We start from the raw sequence: 21132 nt of genomic DNA on the forward strand, positions 1-21132 counted from the left end.
AAACGTTTAAAAATTAAAGTCAAAATCGGTTTCCTGAAGTTTCGCTGTATTCACTAAAGGATATTCAATTTCTGATACTTTAACCGAAGGGTTTTCTATTATTTGAGACCACAAATTTTTAAACGTAGCGAGAAGAAATTGTATGCTGATTTCTTCATATTTATTCTTATCGTATGAAACGCTGATTTTTAGAGTATTGCCACTTTCAAAAAAATTAAACAACAAAGGAAATCTGCTGTAATTGGTATCGGCAGTCACGTATTTTAATTCAGCATGATCCATTTTAATCGTTTCCTGAAAGGAGAAATCGGGATTCTGATAGCTTACTAAAACATCAAACAGCGTTTCTTTTTTGAGTTGTGATGGAAAATCCTGATGTGCATTGATTAAGAGAACGTCTTCCTGAACTTGTTTTAAGAGTGCTAAAAAACTGATGTCTTCGTTTAACCGAACACGAAGGGGCAGCGTTTTTACAAACATTCCTATCATTGTTGCGATATCTGCATTGTTTCTTCCGGCATTAACGGTTCCAATTACAATATCTTTGTGATCGTTAATTTTATAAATGAGCACATTCAAAAGCGAAACAATCGTATTATAAAGCGTACTTTTTTGTTCCTGAGCGAAATTTTTCAACGCTTTTGTATCCTCAATGGTAAACTCATCATCATAATACGCTCCGTTTTGCAATGGCCCGTTTTGATCAAAATCTCTATTGATCGTTTCTTTGATACTGTATCCATCCAAATATCTTTGCCAAAAATCGAAAGTGGTTTTGTCGTCTTTTTCAGAAGTTAACCAAGCTGTATAGTCTTTAAACTGAATACCTGAATTTTTAATTAAGGAGTCAGGATGATTGTATTTTTGAATAAACTCTTTGGTAAAAAATTCTAATGAAACTCCATCCATAATAATATGATGGGTACAAAAAACCAACGATGATGTTGTCTCTCCCGTTTGTACAAGCAGCATTCTTACCAATAAATCATGCTCTAAATCAAACGGTGTTTCTATATATCGCTGAATAGTCGGCTCTTTTTGCTCGTTATCAACCTGTAGCTGAGTGATTTTAAAAGCGATATCCTCTTGTTTCGCTATTTTTTGAAACACGGCTCCTTTACTTTCTACAAAATTGGTTCGAAGGATTTCATTTTCAAAAATTAACTGAGACATCGCATGATTGATTTTATCCGGAAATACGGTCCCATTAATCTCAAAAACGGCTACCATGTTATAAGCAATCGATTTTTGCTGATCCTGACTGGCTACCCATAATTCTTGCTGTGAAGCTGTTATTGCAAAATCACTTTTAAGGGTTGTAAATGGTATACCCGATTTGCCATTGGGTTTTAAAGCCACCAAATGATCTGCCATTTGTCTGATTGTTGGATAATCGAAAATCATTTTCAGGTTAACGTCGTACCCAAGATTTTTTGCTATTGCCCCCGCCAATCTAACTGCGTTTAGGGAATGTCCTCCAAGTGCAAAGAAATTGTCATTGGTACTGATTTCATTTTTACTGTTTAAAATTTCTTTCCAATAAGCTGCCAGTTTTTTCTCTAAATCGGAATCCGGCGCTTTAAAATCATCGTCTATTGTATCATGTTCGATGGCTCTTTGCGCTAAATTTTTCCTGTCTATTTTTTGATTCGGTGTCAGCGGAAATTCTTTCAAAAGAACAATTGTATTTGGAATCATATAGTATGGAAGATGCATTTTTAATATGGCTAAAATTTCTCTTGTATCCGTTATCTCTTCCGTTTTTACAATATACGCTACTAAAAAAGCTTCCTGATGGTTCTCTTTTTTTTCAATTACAACCGATTCTTTTATTCCGGAAATCTGATTCAAATGCGATTCGATATCTCCCAGTTCGATTCGATAACCTCTAATTTTGACCTGATTGTCGTTTCGTCCTAAAAATTCAATTTCTCCTTTATCGTTCCATCGACCCACATCTCCTGTTTCGTATAATAAACCATTCGTCTGAAACGGATTTTTTATGAATTTTTCCTGAGTTAATATGGCATTTTTATAATATCCTTTTGCCAATCCATCTCCGGCAATATAAATTGCTCCGGGAGTTCCAATTGGTTTTGGACTTAAAAATGAATCGAGTATGTAAATTTGTGTGTTGTGGATTGGTTTTCCAATGTTCGATGCTTCTTTTGGATGTTCCAGTTTTTTTAAACTTGACCAAATGGTGGTTTCTGTCGGACCATACATGTTCCAAACTTCTAAACAATGACTGATTAGCTTTTCGGCCAATGCTTCGCTTAACAAATCTCCGCCGCAAAGTACTTTTAATCGTTTGTCTCCGTTCCAATCGGCATTGAAGAGCATTTGGTAAAAACTTGGTGTTGCCTGAATTATGGTGGGTTGAATCTCCTCTATTTTTTGGATAACAACTGTTGGATCTGCTAAAATTTTCTGATTAGCAATGTATAAAGAGGCTCCCGACAATAACGGTACAAAAAACTCTAAAATTGAAATATCAAAGGAATAAGTTGTAACCGAAAACAATACATCGTTCGGCCTCACACCTGGCTCCTGCAGCATACTGGTTAGGAAATTCAACAGGGACTGATGTCCTATTTCAACTCCTTTCGGATTGCCTGTTGAACCTGATGTGTAAAGAATGTAAGCGGTATCTTCAGGGGAAACCTTCAAAGGCAGCTTTCCTTCTAGTCCCGCTGTCTTTTCCAGGATCGTCTCTAAAGATAGTACCTGCACCTCATCGTTTGTATTCAGCACATAACCTTTTTCATTGACAAGCAATTTAACCTGACTGTTTTCAATAATGTAATTCAATCGGTCCTCAGGGAAGGACGGATCTAGCGGAATATAAGCTCTGCCTGCTTTTAGTATTCCTAATAAAACAATGACAATATTTGCCGAACGTCCTAATAAAACTGCTATTGGTGATTTGTCCTCTTGTCCATAATTAGTTATTAAGTATTCCGCAATTTGACCTGATAATTGGTCCAGTTCGGCGTAGGTATAATTTTTGTGATCGTCTTTCAGGGCTCCTTTTGTGCCAAACTTTATCACCTGATCCTGAAACACATCCAGAATGGTATTCTCTTTTTGATAGTCAGCTTTTGTGGTATTAAAGGTTTCTACAACCTGCCGCTTTTCGTCTTCTCCCAAATAGTTTAATTCTTTTAAAACCTGATCAGGAGCATCTAAAATAGCGTGAATTAAATTCTCAAATTGATGAACGACCTGTGTGATTTGTGCCTCTGTAAAATAATTTAAATTGTAATCGAAGTCAATTTTTACGTCTTCGTCTTCATCAAATTCTCTGATATAAATGGCTAAAGCTACCCGTTCGGATTTATGTGTGAGTGGAATTACTTGTGTATGGGTATGAAAAAAATCATTAGAATAATTCTGTTTTTCATAAGAAAGTGTAATATTGAACAGTCTTTCCTTTTCGTTAAAAACCTGAAGTTCCTGAATTAACTTGCCTAACGGGAAACGCTGATGGCGATAATCATGTCTTAGGGTAGTTTTTATTTCTGCAATTAATTCTTCAAAAGAAGCTTCAAAATCGATCGAAATTCTTAGTGGGGATACGCCCATAAAAAGACCAACTGTTTTTTTGTAACTGGCTTTGCTTCTGTTTAAAACTGGTAGTCCGATGGCAAAATCATTATTCTGGTGTTTTCTGCCAAAATAGGCGTACAAAATAGCCAGAATGACGTTAAAAGTAGAACACTTATAACGTACTGCTAACGAATTTAACTGATTGTACACTTCTCTTTTGATCACTAATTCTTTTCGATCACTCTCGTTGATTTGAATGTTATCTTCTAATTTATCAAACAAGTTCTGAGGTAAGGACTCAAACTTTTTTGTCCAATAGATTTTGTCCTGATGGTACGATTCTGATTGCTGATAAGCGGCATCATCAGCTGCAAAGTCTTTGTAGCTAAACGGATATATGGTTTGAATTTTCCCATGTTCGAGAATCTCATTGTAATTCTGTACCAATCTCTGGAACATTAACGACGTGCCCCAGCCATCGGTTATGATATGATGGTAAACAGAAAATAAATAATGAAAATTTTCCTGAACTTTAACAAGTGTAAAAACATGCAGAAGGTGCTCTCCAAATAAATCAAAAGGCTTTGCAAACTCTTCCTGCATGTACACATTTGCAGCCTCAAAAGGCTCTACAGATTGAGAAAAATCAACAAATCCCAGAGTTGAATTATGACCTTCAACAATTTTAATCCGAACATTTTCATGTTTACTGGTAAGTATACTTCTATACGAATCATGCTGATCAATTAAGGCCACGTATGCTTTTTGAAATGCATCATGGTTTATTTGTCCTTTAATTTTAATCTTAGCTCCAATGTTATAGATGGGTTCATTGGGATATAATAACTGCTCGAAATAAACATCTTGCTGAGGAAGGGTAAGTTTCATTTTAAAATATTTTTACGCAATTAGAACTAAATGATATCTTGTTTCGTTTAATTTTCAGGAACTAAACAAATTGATTTTTCCAATCTGGAACTTAAAAAAAGAAGAATTATTTAACGTGGGGCTGGTGTAAGGAAATGTATTTGCCTTGTAATAATCAAAGATTTATTTCTTTTGAAAAATAGGATGCCATAGGTATTTCGCTTTATAAATATATCGTTATGGATATTTCGCTATACATATATCGCTCCTTCGGAGCTTAATTTAAAATTTTATTTTCAGAATAAAACATAAATAAAAAAATCCGTGTTGATCCGCGTTTTCGCTTTAGCGAATCTGTTTAATCCGTATGCTAAGTTTGCACACCTTAATTATGCCCAGAATAGCTCTTTACTGTATTCTTTTGATTTATCGACTTTTACCTCTGTCTCTATTTTACCGTAATTGAATTTTATAATTCGGTCTGCCAGATGGAAATAGGCGTCATCGTGTGTTACTGCAATGATTGTTTTGCCTTCTGCTTTTAACTTTGGGATAAGCTCTTCGTAGAAAAACTTTCTGAAATACGGATCCTGATCAGCAGCCCATTCATCTAAAACGAGAATTGGTTTTTTCTCCATTAAGGCAAAAATCAGGGACATTCTTTTACTTTGTCCTTTGGAGAATTTTCTTCTGGCAGAGCTCTCTTTATCATCCAAAATGACTTTGTCCAGCTTCATCATTTCTAATAACTGTTTGTATTCGGGATTGTTTTCAACGGTGTACTCTTCATAATTATGAGAAAATATATGATCGTCTGTGAACACGGCTGCAATTAAATTTTGATTTTCCTGACCGGACTCTGTTTCTTTTCCGTTTAAAAGGATTTCTCCTTTAGAAGGGGTGTACAATCCGGTGAAGGTATTGATAAAAGTACTTTTTCCCGAACCGTTTCCACCTACAATAAAGATGGTCTCTCCTTCATTAATGGCTAAGTTTATTGGTCCTAATGCAAAAGCGCTGTCGTTGGAATCGCTATTGTATGAAAAATGTATGTCTTTGAATTCGATACTTTCAAAAGAAGTATTAGCAATTGGCAATTGTTTTTTTACCTCTTCATCTACTTCAAAATCTTTTAAGAAATCCTTAATTCTTTTATTGGCCACGATAAAACGTGTATAGGTTTGCTGTAAGTTTATCAGGTTATTTATTGGTCCTGAGATGAATAAAACAATCACCACATAGGCTATCACATCAGACTGACTCAATAATCCCCATGACGGTAATACAAACAAAATGGTCGCAATAATGGCATATAAACCATACTGACTAATAAGATTAATGGACAAGAAGATATAACTGATTTTAAAATCTAATTCACCTGCCTGGTCCCGATTCGGAATTAAGAATCTATTCATTAGATTTTCAGCTCTGAAAAAGCTTAGTTTTAATTTTTTAAACCCTTTCATAACATCGTCCACGTACTTGTAATAGTCGTCGTTGTATTCTCTGAGACTGGTTACTTTTTTAGACATAGAGTTGATTACAACAAAATAGGAAGCGGCAACGGCTATAATTAATACTACCACAATAAGAGCAGAACTTACCGAAATGGTAAACATATAGATCAAACAAAGCACTAACATTAAAACGGAATTTACGGTATGAGTTACGGTATAAGGCAAAAGCCCAAACACCCGTAAATCTTCTACGACGGTAAAAAAACGCTGAGAACCTAAATTTTCTAGTTTTATAAGTGAAGTTTGAAGTATTTTTGAGAATATTGTTTTCTCGTTGTCGTACAACATTTTAAAGGAAAACTCATTGAGTCCTTTCTGAAAAATGATGTTTAGCAGATACGTATATACAACAATTGCAAAAAAAACCATTCCGGTATAATCCGTCATAAACGACTTGTTGCCTGACAAAGTATTGTTTATAATGTACACTATTCCGAAACTAAGAATTGTATTTGGTAAAGCATAGGCTGCCAGAAGAATTGAATTTTTTAGTGATATTTTAAACATCTTAAAAGTTTTTGTTGTGGTTGATAAAGTCTAATAGAGATTGTAACCCTTTTTAAATTCGGATTCTGAAATTAACCTGAAAATTAAATGCTGTTTTTAGATGCCGGGTAAGAATCAGCAACTAGAAAAGATAAACGATTATGATTTACTTGATTCTGTTCTTTTCGGTATCGATACTGTTATTTTCTCTCTCCTGAGTAGTCATCTTATCTCCAAAATTATAGGTAAACGATAGTCTGACCTGTCTCGTATTCGATAATGTTCGGAAGTCTGCATTTGCATTGACCAGATTATTAATTTGTCCTTTGGTGATATAGGTTCTGAAGATGTCCATCCCTATTAACTTAAGTGAACTTCTGTTTGAAAGTTTTTTACTTATTGTCACATCCAAAAACCAGTAAGGATCCAACGTAAATTGAGCAACATAAGCTTTCCCAACATATCGTCCAAAAAGTTCGATGTTGTAATCTTTTTTCAGTTTTACCTGCAGTACTGGATCGATTCTAAAATTATAGCCGTACGTGTGCAGTTTACCTCCAAAGAAATCACTTTTGGTATCGGTATAAGACAATTGTGCGTTTCCGGTAAAAGTTAGCCATGAGGCAAGATTAAATGTGGAACTAAGACTAAGATTGGTTACCTGAGTATTCCCTATGTTTCCGGGCATACTGTAATAGACATTGTTTATAATTTCTATGGTTTCCATAATCTGATCGTCAATTTTACTGTACGCAAGAGTAAAATTCAACAAGTTTTTATGTGCGTAAGAAGCTTCAACGGAATTTGTAATGGAAGGCTGCAGATAGGGATTTCCTTTGTAAAATGTCAACTTATCAACCTGAATAACAATAGGGTTAAGATCCTGATAGAATGGCCTGTCAATTCTTTTCCCGTAATTGATTCCTACCGTATTGTTTGCTAAAGAGTCCAGTTTATACGACAGGTATAAGGTTGGAAATAAATTATCGTACTTAGTCGTATTTTTTGTTCTCGGTTTTATTTCGTTTCCTAACTGATCTCCGATAATTTTTACACTTTCATAGCGGAGTCCTAACTGCACAGAAAGTCGGTCTAAGGTTGTATTGGAGCTTACGTATAAAGCTGTTATTTTCTCATTGTATAAGAACTTATTATTCTGATTTAAGTTTGGAGTCGAAATATCATTTACAATATCGAAATACTCACTCTTATTGTTGGTCTTGATATTACTGTATTTGAATCCGGTCTGCAGGTTTGTTTTTTTGGTCAACTGATTGGAATAATCTGCTTTTCCTGAATAAATATACACCTTAGAAGCCGCTCCTCCTACCAGCATGTCGGAATAATTTTTACTTGCATCCGAAAAAATGATCGAATTTTTAAACTCCTGATAGGGAAAAGAATCGTATAGCAAATAATCTAAATTGGCACTCACATCGCTTTTTTCGTTAAGCTTGTGATTAATGTTCAGATTTATTCCGCTGTTTACAGATTTAGCATCTGAGCTGCCCAATGTTTTTACAATAGAATCTGTCGTTTGGTTTCTGTTATAAAGGTAATTCAGACTATTATCAAGATCATTTCCATTCCAGATTGAACCGTCTGCGGATACTCCGATCACCGTATTTTTTGACAGATTATAGTCTGCACCAAATCTAAGATTTGTTGCAATAGCATCTCCTACATTATTGTTTTCCTGTTTGCTGTAGCTGCCTGTATCGGTATAGTTTCTGCTGATATAAAGATCCTGAAAGCGTTTTTTGTAACCTGCATTTCCATTCAGAAAGATATTGTAATTCTCCTTTTTTTTGTTCAGAGCAAAAGTGGCATTGTATTCTGTAAATTTATGCTGTCTTAAGCCCAAAATAACACTTCCGTTTTCTCCTTCTTTTTTGCTCTTTTTTAGTTTGATGTTTATCACTCCTCCATTTCCTGCTGCTTCATATTTCGCAGGCGGATTGGTCATGATTTCAATTTTGTCTACATTATCTGAAGCTAATCCGCTTAAATAGCTTTCCAATTGGGCGCCTGACAGATAGGTTGGACGGTCATCGATAAAAATAGTCGCATTTGCTTTTCCATTCAGACTTACCACTCCCTGATCGCTTATACTGGTTCCCGGAGCTTTCTTTAACAATTCTAAAGCGGTAATTCCCGTGTTAGATTCTAAAGCGTCAACATTTAAAATGGTACGATCGATTTTAGTCTCAACGAACTTTTTCTTTTTAAGTATTACGACTTCTTTTAAACTCTCCTTTTTTGTGATTTTAAACAATTCTATCGGCAGTACTTCTTTTTGATTGTCTGTTTTAATGGTTATAATTCCTGTACTAAACGTTTTATAGTCGTCATGGGTAATTTTAATTTTATAGTTCCCGCTTTTCAGGTTTTTAAAATTAAATTCTCCTTTCGTTTCAGACAATTCGCTTTTTACTAATGTTCCCTGCTCCTCGTTCAGCAAAAGAATGGTTGCAAAAATAACAGGCTCTTTATTTTCAGCATCAATAATGGTTCCTGAAATGGATGCTGTTGATACTTGGTTGTATATTTCATTACCCGCTACTTTTGAACCTTGTCCGTATACTGAATTACCCAGAAAAACAAACACACATAGTAAAGCGATATAATTTAAATGCATATAATTATACTTCATTATTTTTTTTATGTATTAAATAAGATTGCCTGTGAGGAATACAATATGTAAACTCAAGCTCTTTTGAATTGATAAAATTTAAGAAATTTAAAGAATAGCAATATTTGAAGAATAGGATAATCGCTCTGACTTGTAAAATGAGAGCGCATACTAAAACAGAAACTCAGCTAGTGATAAATTTTATTTTGCTTTGAAGTTTTTACAAATATTCCACTTGGTATTGTTTCCGATATATTTATTTTTATATTTCAACTGTACATCCGGCTTCTGCTTCACTCCGTTTATTATAAAATCTTTGCTGTTGAGCATATAAGACAAACCGGTCGTATTGGCCGGCGCCAGCTTTTCTTTTACTATTTGATTGCTGATTGCCGCTATTAGCTTTTCAACATTGTTCACATCAGCAGATTCTTTGATAGATTGTCCGGTAATTCCTGTAATCGTTAATTGATTTTCCGTCTGTTCTTTTTTCTTGTTTTGTGCCATACTGCCAATTGAAATTAATAGTATCATCACAGCGGTAATCAGGGTTTTGGTTGTTTTCATAATTGATTTGGTTTTTAGCAAGGCTATTGTACATTATTATAATTAAGACTCGTACATTCCTTAAAACTAATATCAAAAATTTCTTTCAATTTATCACCATGATCGAGTATAAAAAAATGATTTCCTTTTAGTACGTAGGAGTTAAAACCGGAAAACGTGTGCTTTCTCCAATTGTTTATCCGGTCTACATATTTCTCTGAGTTCCCCATTACGGCCACAATCGGAGCTTTTACAATGGTATTTTCAATGAAAAAATCTTCTTCTACTATTTTAAAATCGGCCTTAAGTATGGGTAATACAAAATCGAGCAGTTCTTTGCTTTTTAATAACTCATCCGGTATCCCGCCTAATTCGGTAAGCATGCTGATGAAATCGTCACGCTCCAGGTCAGACCTGTTGTTTTCTGTTGCAATTCCGGGTCCGGCATTACCGCTTACAATCAGACATTGAGGCGGAGTGTTGTTTTTCTCTAATAAATCGGTTACTCCCAAACCCAGAGACGAACCTAAACTGTGCCCGTAAACGATAAACGGACTCCCGTTAAGCTTATCGGTTATCTGTAAAAACAGGTCCTTAATAGCGTCCGGATAGGAAGTCAATAGTTTTTCTTTGATTCTTTTTCCTCTTCCGGGAAGTTCCAGTGGAATCATTTCAAAATCGGTGCACAATGATCTCAGAAACTCAAAGGAGTATATACTGCCACCGGCGAAGTGTAATAAGAATAGTTGCTTTTTATTCATCTGCTTATTATAATTTGGTTAGTGAGAGCCTTCTTTAAAAAAATCCAAAGAAGGTCTCACATGGGTTATGCTGTTAGATTTCCATTTAAAATTAACTGGTCACTAATTCATTTTTTAATTCATAATCGTATAACAATTCTTTCTCTCCAAATAATCTTTCGGCGATGATTCCTTTAGCTGCACAGTGGTTTATCAATCGGTTAGATTCAATAATGGCAAGAGATTCTTCGGTGTATTTGATACTGCTGATGAATTCTAACCAAGGCTCCATCCCCATGGCATAGACATAGGCTTCTTTCGGATTAAAAATGTCAACTAACGATAACCCTCTTTCGCTATCGCAGCCCGCCAGTCGTCTAGACTGATCGTCTTCTCTGTTAATCGCTTCCGTCATTAAACAACCGTATAACCAGCTTAATGGTGCTCCGGCACATTCCATTCCTAAAAACAATACATCTACGTCGCCTTTAACTCTATGAATATGTTCGTACAATCTAGGTTCCATTACTCTGGAATCGGCAACAAACAAGAAGCTTAGCTCATTGATCGCAACATGGAAACATGATTTTGCTCTGATATTAAGATCACTGTGTTCTCCTGTAAACGGAAGTCCGGTAATGGTACAATTTTCAAATTTTATTTCTTCCATTTCATCAATTTCTACGACATTGTTAAATCCCATACTTTGAAATGCCAATTTGATACTTGGATCCTGAAGTGCTCCGCTGGTGGTCACAGGAACTATTAGATTTTTGATTTTATGTCTTAACGGCAATAAAGTTTCTAATACAATATGGTCCTGATGATTGTGTGTAATCAATACATAATCGATAACGTCCGGAAGGTCAATATCTGAGAAATGCTCTACTGTAGATTCGTAGCCGTAATAACTGATTAAAGGATCTACAAGAATACTAACGTCTTTGGTTTCAATTAAAATACAGGCATGTCCCAAATAACGCATTCTGGCTTTGTCTCCCGTATACTTTTGATAAACGGGATGTTCTTTTTTGGTGAAGAAAGTTTTAAACAGTTCCATTTGATCTTCGCGCACTCCCAATTCTTCGGCAACGGCTTCAATAGATCCTGGGTTTCTCTTCATTCTACTCAAAGTATCGATTCCTTTATGGTCAAACGGAATATCCAATTGTAATACTTTAGGATCTTCTAATTGTGGGGTACTCAAACAAAAAGGACGCTCATCATTTAGTGTTTCCCACAGAGAAATGGATTGAGAATGTTTGGAATAAAAAGGGCTGTTGTACAATAAGGACTCAAAAAAACGATACGACGGATGGTTGTTTAAATCGTAAACCAATTCTACATATCCTTTTAATATTTCCGGAACTTCTTTGTACAAAGGCTCTAAAGATGCTCCTTTTGCTTTGGTTTTCAGCAACTGATCCAATTCTTTTATTGCATCTGATAATTGTATTGCGTTTGCCTGTTTTTCGAGAATTTCAGCTTTTAATTCTTTTACTTCTTCTACTCTTCTGGTTTCATAATCCATAAAAGGGCCTCCTAACATTTTAGGATTTTTTACGGCAGCCTCATGAATTGCAGGAGCCTGAATATAGGAGTTCATTATTTTTAAATGTCTTTCGACAATGTTCATTGCTGCTGTGGCAGGAGAAATTAAGTGTGTCCATGCATACCATTTATCTACTAATGGTCCGATAATTACATTTGGTTTAAAATAATACTTTTCTGTGTTTTCCATTCTGTTTGATTATTTAGTTTTATAGTTTTAGTTGGTTTCTATACTTGTTTTTTGAATGATACTTTTAAAAATTTCTACGTACTTGTCAAAATTGCTCTCATCGAAAGCTTCCCAGTGCGTCCCTGACAGGTAATGGTGCACTAACTCCCCATTGGTATAATCCTGCCAGTCTTTCATATTGCTTTTCAATTCATTTTCAGAAGATTCAAGAACCTGTATCGTACTGGAAATTTTACCCTGAAGTGTATATTGATTGTCTATCTGTAGATTGTTTTTCATAAAAGACAAAACACTTTTTTGCTGGTCTTTACTTAAATCCGTAATCTTCTGATATTCATTGAGCAGCCAATTGGCTTGTTCGTCAATATTCTTCGTATCGCTAATTTCATTTAGAGACGTTGGTCTGTCTACCAAAACCAGTTCAATAGCATCATAGTGTTTTTCCAGTTCTTTTACTACTTCAAAAGCAATCGAAGCGCCCATTGAATATCCCAAAACCACAAACGGCTGATTGCTTTGACGTTTTTTAATTTCTTCGCTGAAATAACTGGCCATTTGTTGAACAGACTGAGAAAGTTCTTCATCAGGTTCTAATCCTTTGTATTGCAAACCAATCGAATTAAACGCATCCCCTAATACTTTTGCCAAAGAATGATACATTATAGAATTACCTAAAATTGGCGGTATGAAGTAAATTGTATTTTGAGGATCTCCTGCATGTAAATGGATCACCGCCGCATCGGATGTTTTTTTACCCTGAGCCAATTCTCTGATCGTTGGGGCATTATAAAGATCTTTTATCGAAATATTTAAGCCTAATTTTCGTCTTAGCATTGCTTTTAGCTTAATCGCCTTCAGACTATAACCTCCAATTTCAAAAAAATTGTCAGTAACGCTGATGTCTCTTTTTTCTAAGATGTCCTGCCATATTTGAAGGATCGTATTTTCGGTTTCATTTTCCGGCGGAACAAGTGATTTCAGACTGTCTGTTTTGTGTATTTCTATGGCTAATAATTTATTTCGGTCTACTTTTCTACTTTTTGTTAACGGAATTTCTTCTATCGGAACAAAATAGGACGGAATCATGAAATAAGGCAAAATGCTTTTTAGCCTGGTTCGGATATTTTTTACATCATAATGTTCATCAGGTACCAGATAAGCTACAATTTCTTTTTCTCCTAACTTGTTTTCTTTGGCCAGTACCGCAACAGAAGTTGTTATTTTTTGCTGAAGAAATGCATTTTCGATCTCGCCCAACTCAATTCTGTAGCCTCTGATTTTTACCTGATCATCGGCTCTGCCAAAAAACTGAATATTCCCGTCTGATAACCTGCAGCACAAATCACCAGTTCGATATAAGGTTTCTTCTTTGGCAAAAGGATTGGTCACAAAACGCTCTTTGGTAAGTGCTTCCTGATTGATATATCCTCTGGAAACTCCGATACCTCCAATATACATTTCACCGACTACTCCGTTTTTTGCAATTTGCAAAGCATTGTCTAAAATATAAATCGTAGTATTATCAATTGGTTTTCCAATTGGCAGGCGATTTAGATCTTTATCCTTCTCTTTGTCATAGGCATATATCGTCGAAGATACTGTGGTTTCGGTAGGACCATAAGAGTTGTAGAAGTCAGTGTGAGCTGCCCATTTCCTGGCTAGACTTATGGAGCACTCTTCACCTCCAACCACAACTCTGTTCAGATGGTATTTATTTGGGATCACATTTTCGAGGTAGGTTGGTGTTACATCTATATGTGTGATCTCCTTTTCCATCAATAGGTCCGCAAATTTTTCATTATCCAGTAAATCCTCTTTATCACATAACACCAGAGTTGCCCCACTGGTTAGTGCAATAAAAATTTGCTCTACTGAAGCATCAAATACATAATTAGAAAAGGCTAAAACTTTCTCTTCTTTCTGTATTTTATATCTTTTAATTAACGATTTTGCCAGATTTACTACTCCCTTGTGTTCAATAAAAACCCCTTTTGGGTTTCCGGTTGTTCCGGAAGTATATATACTGTATATTAGAGAATTTGGAGTAAGATTATGATCCGTTTCTGCTCCATTTTCCTGAGAGATTGTATTCCAGTCTGTGTCGATTAATATCGTTTTTGGAAAAGCTTCTTCTGAAAAGTTTTCTAAGAGATACGATTTTGAGATTATAGCTTTTGCGGCTGTATCTTTTAAAATAAAATCAATTCGTTGCTGCGGATAGCCTTCGTCTAAAGGAACATAAGCTGCACCTGCTTTAAATATTCCAAAAATTGAAATCAGCATTTCTACTGAACGATCCAGCAGTATTGCAACAAAATCTTCATTACCTATACCTTGTTTTTTAAGATAGTTTCCTAATTGATTTGATTTCTGATCTAATTCTGCATAACTGATATTTATACCATTGTGATGCAGCGCCGGATAGTCTGGGTTTAAAAGAACCTGTCTGTTAAATAAATCCAATACGGTCTGATCTTCTTTTTCGGTTACAGCGCCATTCTCTTTTTTATTCTCATAGATTTTCTTTTCTTCATCGGATAAATGATCCAGTTCTTTTAAAGAAGATTCCGGATGTTCCACAATGTATCTGAAAACTTTTTTATAAACAGACTCTATTTCAGACAATTCGATTTGGTTAACGAACTCTCTCGTTTGTGCAAAGTCAAACAATGCTGCGCTATTAGTATTGTTAACTGTAAAATCGAGATACGTATTGGTAACTCCTTTTCCGTTTAAGGTTAATTCCTGATTCTCCAGATAGGATTCTTCTTTTTCCTTAGATTGTTCTTCTAACGCATCATAAGAATAAAAATCAACATAATTGAAAATGATATCAAAGAAAGGATTGTTCATGCCTTTAATCTCATTCGTTACAGAAGCGATACTGGCCAAACTCATATCCGAAAAATTACTTACTTCGATCAGTTTTTGCTTTACTAACAACAGTAAATCTTCGCCGCTTAAATCTCTGTTTACTTCCAATCTGAAAGGTATCGTATTCAGAAAACAGCCTAACATTTCATCAGCATCCGGTAAGGCAGGTCTTGTATTTACCACCAGACCAATTGTGATGTCGTTGCTGTACGAGTATAATTTTAAAGTATACACAAAGGCACTCAGCGCCAGTTCTTTTAATCGGACACCATACGCCTTTTTTAGACTTTCAATTTTTGCTAACTCTTCTTTTTCAAAGCTGAACAATTTAAAATCATCGGTTTCTTTTTCGGCAAATAGATCCAGTCTGTTGTAATCGTTTAATTCATTAGTCCAAAATGCTGCAGTCTCTTCCTTTCGTTTGTCCTGCAATTGATACAGCATATAATCTTTATGACTTGATTGTAATTTAGCAGGTTTAAATGAAGGATTTTCAAGCAATTTAAGGTATACATTATTGATTTCCGTCAGTAATAATGAATCACTCCAGCCGTCTATAATGGCGTGGTGACATTGCGAAACAAAAACGATTGTATCGTTGCCCAGATTGAAAGCAGCCATACGAAATAATGGTGCCTGAGTCACATCAAACGGATTGAGCAATTCTGACTGAAGAAAGGCTGCGATAACTTTTTCCTGTTCTTTTAAGGACGGTAACTGAGACAAATCTTCATACACAACAGGTATTTCAGCTTGTTTGTATAGGATTTGAACTTCCTGATCGTAATCCTGTAAATTAAATCCTGTTCTTAGAATTTCATGCTTTTCAGTCATTAATTGAATGGCTTTTCTGAAAAGCGAAACATCAAAATCTTTAAATTCACGGTGATTGATCATCTGATCGTGATATATGCTCGCTCCTTCATATTTCAATGACTCATAGATCATTCCTTTTTGAATGTCGCTCATTGGGTAAACGTCTTCAACAGCATCGGCATTGTTTTCGTTTAAAGAGGCTAAAACGCTGTTCTTTATGAAATCAATAGCTTGTAATCCCTGATTCCCGGTTCCTGTAAAAGCGGCTTTTTTAACATCAATTGATGCCCTGTTGTTTCTTATAAAATCTGATAATTGCGAGATACAATCATGGGTATAGATATCTGAAATTGTAATTTCCAACTGCATTTCATTATAAATACCATTCACAATTTTCAACACTTTAATAGAGTCTCCTCCTAAATCAAAAAATCGATCGTTTATACCAATTTTTTTCTTGTCCAGAACGGTTTCCCATATGTTTACTAAGGCTATTTCTTCTGCTGTTTGCGGAGCTGCATATTCTGCTCCTCTTCCTGTTTCTGAACCGCCAATTTCTAGTAATGCCCTGGTATCTATTTTCCCGTTTGGTGTTAACGGAAATGCATCCAGAGTAATAAAATGAGCAGGTACGGCATAAGAAGGCAGCAAATCTTTTAAATGGTGTTTTAAGTCTGAAGTGTTGATTACTTCTTTTTCTAACAAATAAGCATACAGTTCGTTATCACCAGTTTTGTTTTCTTTTACTAAAACGACCGCTGCTTCTACAAGGTTGTACTGTTCAACCGCATATTGTATTTCGCCCAGTTCGATACGATATCCTCTAACTTTTACCTGATTGTCTTTTCTGCCTAAAAATTCGATTTCCCCGGCTGCATTCCATCTCCCTAAATCACCTGTTTTATACATTAAACCTGTTTCAGTAAAAGGATCTTTGACAAACTTTTGGGCAGTCAATTCCGGATTGTTCAGGTATCCTTTGGTTACGCCATTACCTCCAATGTGCAATTCACCAATTACACCAAGCGGAACTAAATCTTCTTTTTCGTTTAAGATGTAAATACGGCTGTTGGCAATAGGTTTCCCGATAGTAGCGGTTACCGGTTTTCCTTCTTCATATTGGTGAACGCTGCTCCAAACCGAACATTCTGTTGGACCATACTCGTTAAACAAATCACAGCCTGATTGACCTATTTTGCTTTTAAAATGGTCTTCGATCAAACTTATAGGACAAGTTTCTCCTGCGACAGTAACCTGTTCAATAGAAGATTCTTTATCTGCTAAAGCATTCAAAAGCAGCTTATAGTATGAAGGCACGGTTAACAAATGACTTACTTTTTGAGTAACAATAAGATCTGCGATCAAACTAACATTAGCAATATCTGAGCTGCCGGTGATACATAATGTTCCTCCCGTAGTCAACGTACTGAATATTCCCGCCACTGAACTATCAAAAGCAACTGAAGACAGTAACAAAAAGCATTTTATTGGGGAGTAAGTATTGCCTCGTGGTGCCAAAGAATGCTGAAGGTTGCCATGAGTTACCATAACCCCTTTCGGATTTCCTGTAGATCCCGAAGTATAAATGATATAAACCAAATGATCCGGTAAAACTATTATTTCAGGGGCAGTTGTTGGATTTGTCAAACTGTCTAACTGTACATCCATGGCAAATATTCCACCCTCATAATACGACAGATCAAACATATAATCAGATTGTGTGAGCAGGGTCTTTACCTTTGTATCTTTCAGGATGTATTCTTTTCGCGAAACCGGATAATCAGGATCGATAGGAACATAAGCAGCTCCTGTCTTTAATATTCCTAAAATACCTATGAAGATCGCTTCGGAACGATCCAGCATCATTCCAACAAAATCATCAGGTTGTATCTGATACTCTTCTAATAAATAATGAGCCAGTTGATTGGAACGTTTATCCAATTCGGAGTAAGTCAATTGATTTCCTTCAAAAGATACCGCGATGGCTTTCGGATTTTTTTCAACCTGCTCTCTAATCATATCTAAGACGTTCTTAGACTGATCATAGTCCAATGTTTCTGAATTGAAATCAAGTAAAAACTGTTCTTCTTCTTTTGGCAACCATTTCAATTCCTGTACCGGCAATTCTGCATTTTGCAATAAGGCTTCTAATAAATTTTCCAGATGATTTCCAAATTGTTCTATTCTCTCTGAGTCAAAAACATCGCTATTGTAAATGATACTTGTCGCTAAACCATTTCCTGAATCAGCAAAATTAAAAACCAAATCGAACACACTGGAATCCGGTAATTTTCCCTGATATTCGTTAACCGATAAATTCTCCATTCCTTTGGAGTTTGACACTTGTTGGTTTTGAACAATAACCTGTACATCAAACAAAGGATTGCGGCTCATGTCTCTTGGAATATCCAGTGAAGAAACCAGATCATCAAATGGATATAACTGATGTTCATGTGCTCCCAGAACTACTTTTTTCACATTAGCCAGGATATCATTGAAACTGTCCTTTTTCGAAAACTGAGTTCTAAGTGCCAACGTATTTACATAAAAACCAATCTGATTTTCCAAATCTGCGTGGTCTCTCCCTGCAACAGGGCTTCCGATCACAATGTCTTCCTGATGTGTATAGTGATAGAACAGTACATTGACTACACTTAATAATCCCATGAACAGAGTAGTTTCCTGATTTTTAAGAAGTTCCTCAAATCTGTCACTTAAAGAACGGGGAATCATCTTAGTATACAGTCCTCCATTATATGTTTTTATAAGCGGACGCTGCTTTCCTGCTGATAAATCTAAAGTAGGTAAATCCCCTTTAAACTGATTCAGCCAATAGTTTTTATGTAATTCCAGTCTAAAACCGCTTAGCTCAGTAAGCTGCCATGAGGAATAGTCTTTGTATTGAATAGGCAACTGTGTTAATGCTGACGGAACTCCGGTTACCAGACTGTTGTAAAGCTGCAACAACTCATTGACAATGATTTCTATAGACCAGGCATCACTAATAATATGATGAATTACGGTACTGAATACCCAACGATTTTGAGATTGTTTGTAGATACTGGCTTTTAACAAAGTTCCTGAAGACAAATCAAAAGGAGCTGACAAATCTTCAAACAAATGTTTTTCGAGAACTGTTTCGTTGGTATGGCTCAGATCTGTATTTTTTATTGTAAACAGAATGTCTTCAATTGGTGTAACGTACTGCAGCACTTCTTTTTGATCGTTTTCTTTAAAGCTGGTTCTTAAAATTTCATGACGCTCTATGAGTTGTACGAATGCATTCTCTAAAGCATCAAAATCCAGCTCACCTTCAAATACATAAGCCCCGGACATGTTGTAGGCGATATTGGCTGCTTCATGCTGGCTCAGGATCCACAAACGACGCTGCATTATTGAAAGCGGGTAACCATTTTGTTTCTCTAATACAGGAATTTCACTATAATCAACCTCTTGTTCTTTGGTTATTAAATCGTATTGAGAAGCTAAACTTGTGTGAATGAACAAATCTTTTAGCTGTAGTTTTACACGAAACTCTTTATGAATTTTACTAATTAACCTGGAAGCTTTTAAACTGTGTCCTCCCAAATCAAAAAAGTTATCTTCCATACTGATGTGCGAAATTCCTAAAACTTCCTCCCATAACCCGGCCAATGCTTTTTCAAGCGGCGTTGACGGAAGCGTATAGGTTATCTCTTCGTTTGTCACAATTTCTTCAGGAGATTCTAATTTAGAATGAGCTGTTCTTTTGCTTATATTCAAAGGAAGAGAGCCAATTTTCTGCACCGGATTTTGAACTACTGCTTCTACTATATTTTCTAAATCTTTTAAGAATCCGACTGCTGTTTCTCCAGTAAAAATGTCTGTATTGTATTCCAATTCAACCGTTAGTGAATCAGACTTTTCTATGAACGTAAAAGTTAAATCATACTTACTAACCCCTCCGTTTAATAATTCGTTATAGGACGCACCTGCTTTTTGATTGTCACCCTGATTTTCATTCTGAATATCAATCATAACATCAAATAAAGCACTGCGGCTAAGATCTCTTTTGAGATTAAGGTGATTCACTAATTCATCAAAAGGATAATTCTGATTTTCAATTGCATTTAAGGTTACATTTTTATTTTTCTGGAAAACCTCTTCAAAAGAATTAGCGGCTCCGAATTGTGTTCGAAGTGCCAGGGTATTTACATAAAACCCAATCTGGTCGGCCATATCCTTATGTGTTCTGCCTGAAACCGGACTCCCAACAATAAAATCTTCCTGTTCGGTGTATTTGTGCAATAGTACATTGATAAGACTGAGACAGCCTGTAAACAAAGTGCCTGAATTTTCTCTGCAAAAAGATTTAAACTTTTGATACAAAGCTGCAGGTATATCCTGTCTTGTTACATTTCCGTTGTAACTCATAATTGCCGGACGGGGGTGATCTCCAAAATGCGATAGTATTGGTAAATCGCCTTCCAAATGAGTCAGCCAATAGTTTCTCTCTTTATTGAACACTTCGTCTGCTAATTGCTTTTGCTGCCACACAGCATAATCTTTATAATGTATTTGCAAAGGATGACTCTGTACTGTTTCTCCTTTTCGTCTGGCATCATAGTTTTTAAGCAACTCATTAATCATGATACCAATAGACCAGCCATCACTGATAATATGGTGCATGTTATATCCAAAAACGAATCGGTCATCAGTAACCTTTACTAGGGCTCCCTTGAATAAAGGACCTTTTTCAAGATCAAAAAAAGTATTACTTATATCGGTCAGGATTTCATTTAATTTTTCTTCATCACCATTTACCTCTATTTGCTGAAAAGGAAATTCAAAGTCTTCCGCAGCTATAATAAACTGTCGTACTTCTTCCTCTTCTACAGTTTTAAAAACAGTTCTTAAAACTTCATGACGATGGATCAAATCACGAATGGCCAGCATAAAAGCATTAGTGTCCAACGCTTCATCAATAACCTGAATTCCGGGAATATTATAAGAGAAGTTTGCTTTATCAATCTGACTTAGTACCCATAATCGAAGCTGAGAAGAAGATAACGGGTAATGTTCGCTTTTTCGTGCGACGGGAATAGCATGGTTTTCATTAACCTGATCTTTGGCATACTTATTAACCAGATCAATTAATTCTTCCTTTTTTGATTTGATTTCCTTTAAGAGTTCTTCATTTAAAACACCTTTGGGAGCTTTAACATCCAGATTATTGTTTATTACTTTGACAGTAACTTTAAGTTTTTTCAGCTTTGTAAATAAATCGTAACCCATAATAATATTTTTTCGTGTACACTAAACGGCTTAGTGTATGTTAGTTAAATGGTCCTGTGTAAAGATTTTAGTTGATTGATCCGTAGTATT

Annotated in this window: 7 protein-coding genes; all 7 read right to left on the reverse strand. The window is 35.6% G+C overall.

Annotation, left to right across the window (positions count from 1 at the left end; translation table 11 throughout):
* Window positions 1-6 precede the first annotated feature (6 nt).
* Complete coding sequence (locus ACAM30_RS00065) at window positions 7-4437, reverse strand: amino acid adenylation domain-containing protein (RefSeq protein WP_369616651.1); 4431 nt, start codon at window positions 4435-4437, stop codon at window positions 7-9.
* Between the two features lie 368 nt (window positions 4438-4805).
* On the reverse strand, window positions 4806-6440 hold the full coding sequence (locus ACAM30_RS00070; RefSeq protein ID WP_369616652.1) for a cyclic peptide export ABC transporter: 1635 nt from the start codon (window positions 6438-6440) through the stop codon (window positions 4806-4808).
* Window positions 6441-6585: 145 nt separating this feature from the next.
* Window positions 6586-9072 (reverse strand): outer membrane beta-barrel protein, encoded by a 2487-nt coding sequence (locus ACAM30_RS00075; RefSeq protein WP_369616653.1) that lies wholly within the window; start codon window positions 9070-9072, stop codon window positions 6586-6588.
* Window positions 9073-9252: 180 nt separating this feature from the next.
* Window positions 9253-9618: a hypothetical protein gene (locus tag ACAM30_RS00080; RefSeq protein WP_369616654.1), complete on the reverse strand. Its 366-nt coding sequence runs from the start codon at window positions 9616-9618 to the stop codon at window positions 9253-9255.
* A gap of 23 nt (window positions 9619-9641) precedes the next feature.
* Window positions 9642-10358 carry a thioesterase II family protein gene (locus ACAM30_RS00085; protein WP_369616655.1) on the reverse strand — a complete coding sequence of 239 codons (717 nt, stop codon included), beginning with the start codon at window positions 10356-10358 and terminating at the stop codon, window positions 9642-9644.
* A 91-nt stretch (window positions 10359-10449) separates the two neighbouring features.
* Complete coding sequence (locus tag ACAM30_RS00090; RefSeq protein ID WP_369616656.1) at window positions 10450-12078, reverse strand: MBL fold metallo-hydrolase; 1629 nt, start codon at window positions 12076-12078, stop codon at window positions 10450-10452.
* 27 nt (window positions 12079-12105) lie between these two features.
* Window positions 12106-21042, reverse strand: a complete 8937-nt coding sequence (locus ACAM30_RS00095) for an amino acid adenylation domain-containing protein (protein ID WP_369616657.1) — start codon at window positions 21040-21042, stop codon at window positions 12106-12108.
* Window positions 21043-21132 lie beyond the last annotated feature (90 nt).

Origin of the sequence: Flavobacterium sp. CFS9 (assembly GCF_041154745.1) — a bacterium.
Taxonomy (GTDB): Bacteria; Bacteroidota; Bacteroidia; order Flavobacteriales; family Flavobacteriaceae; genus Flavobacterium.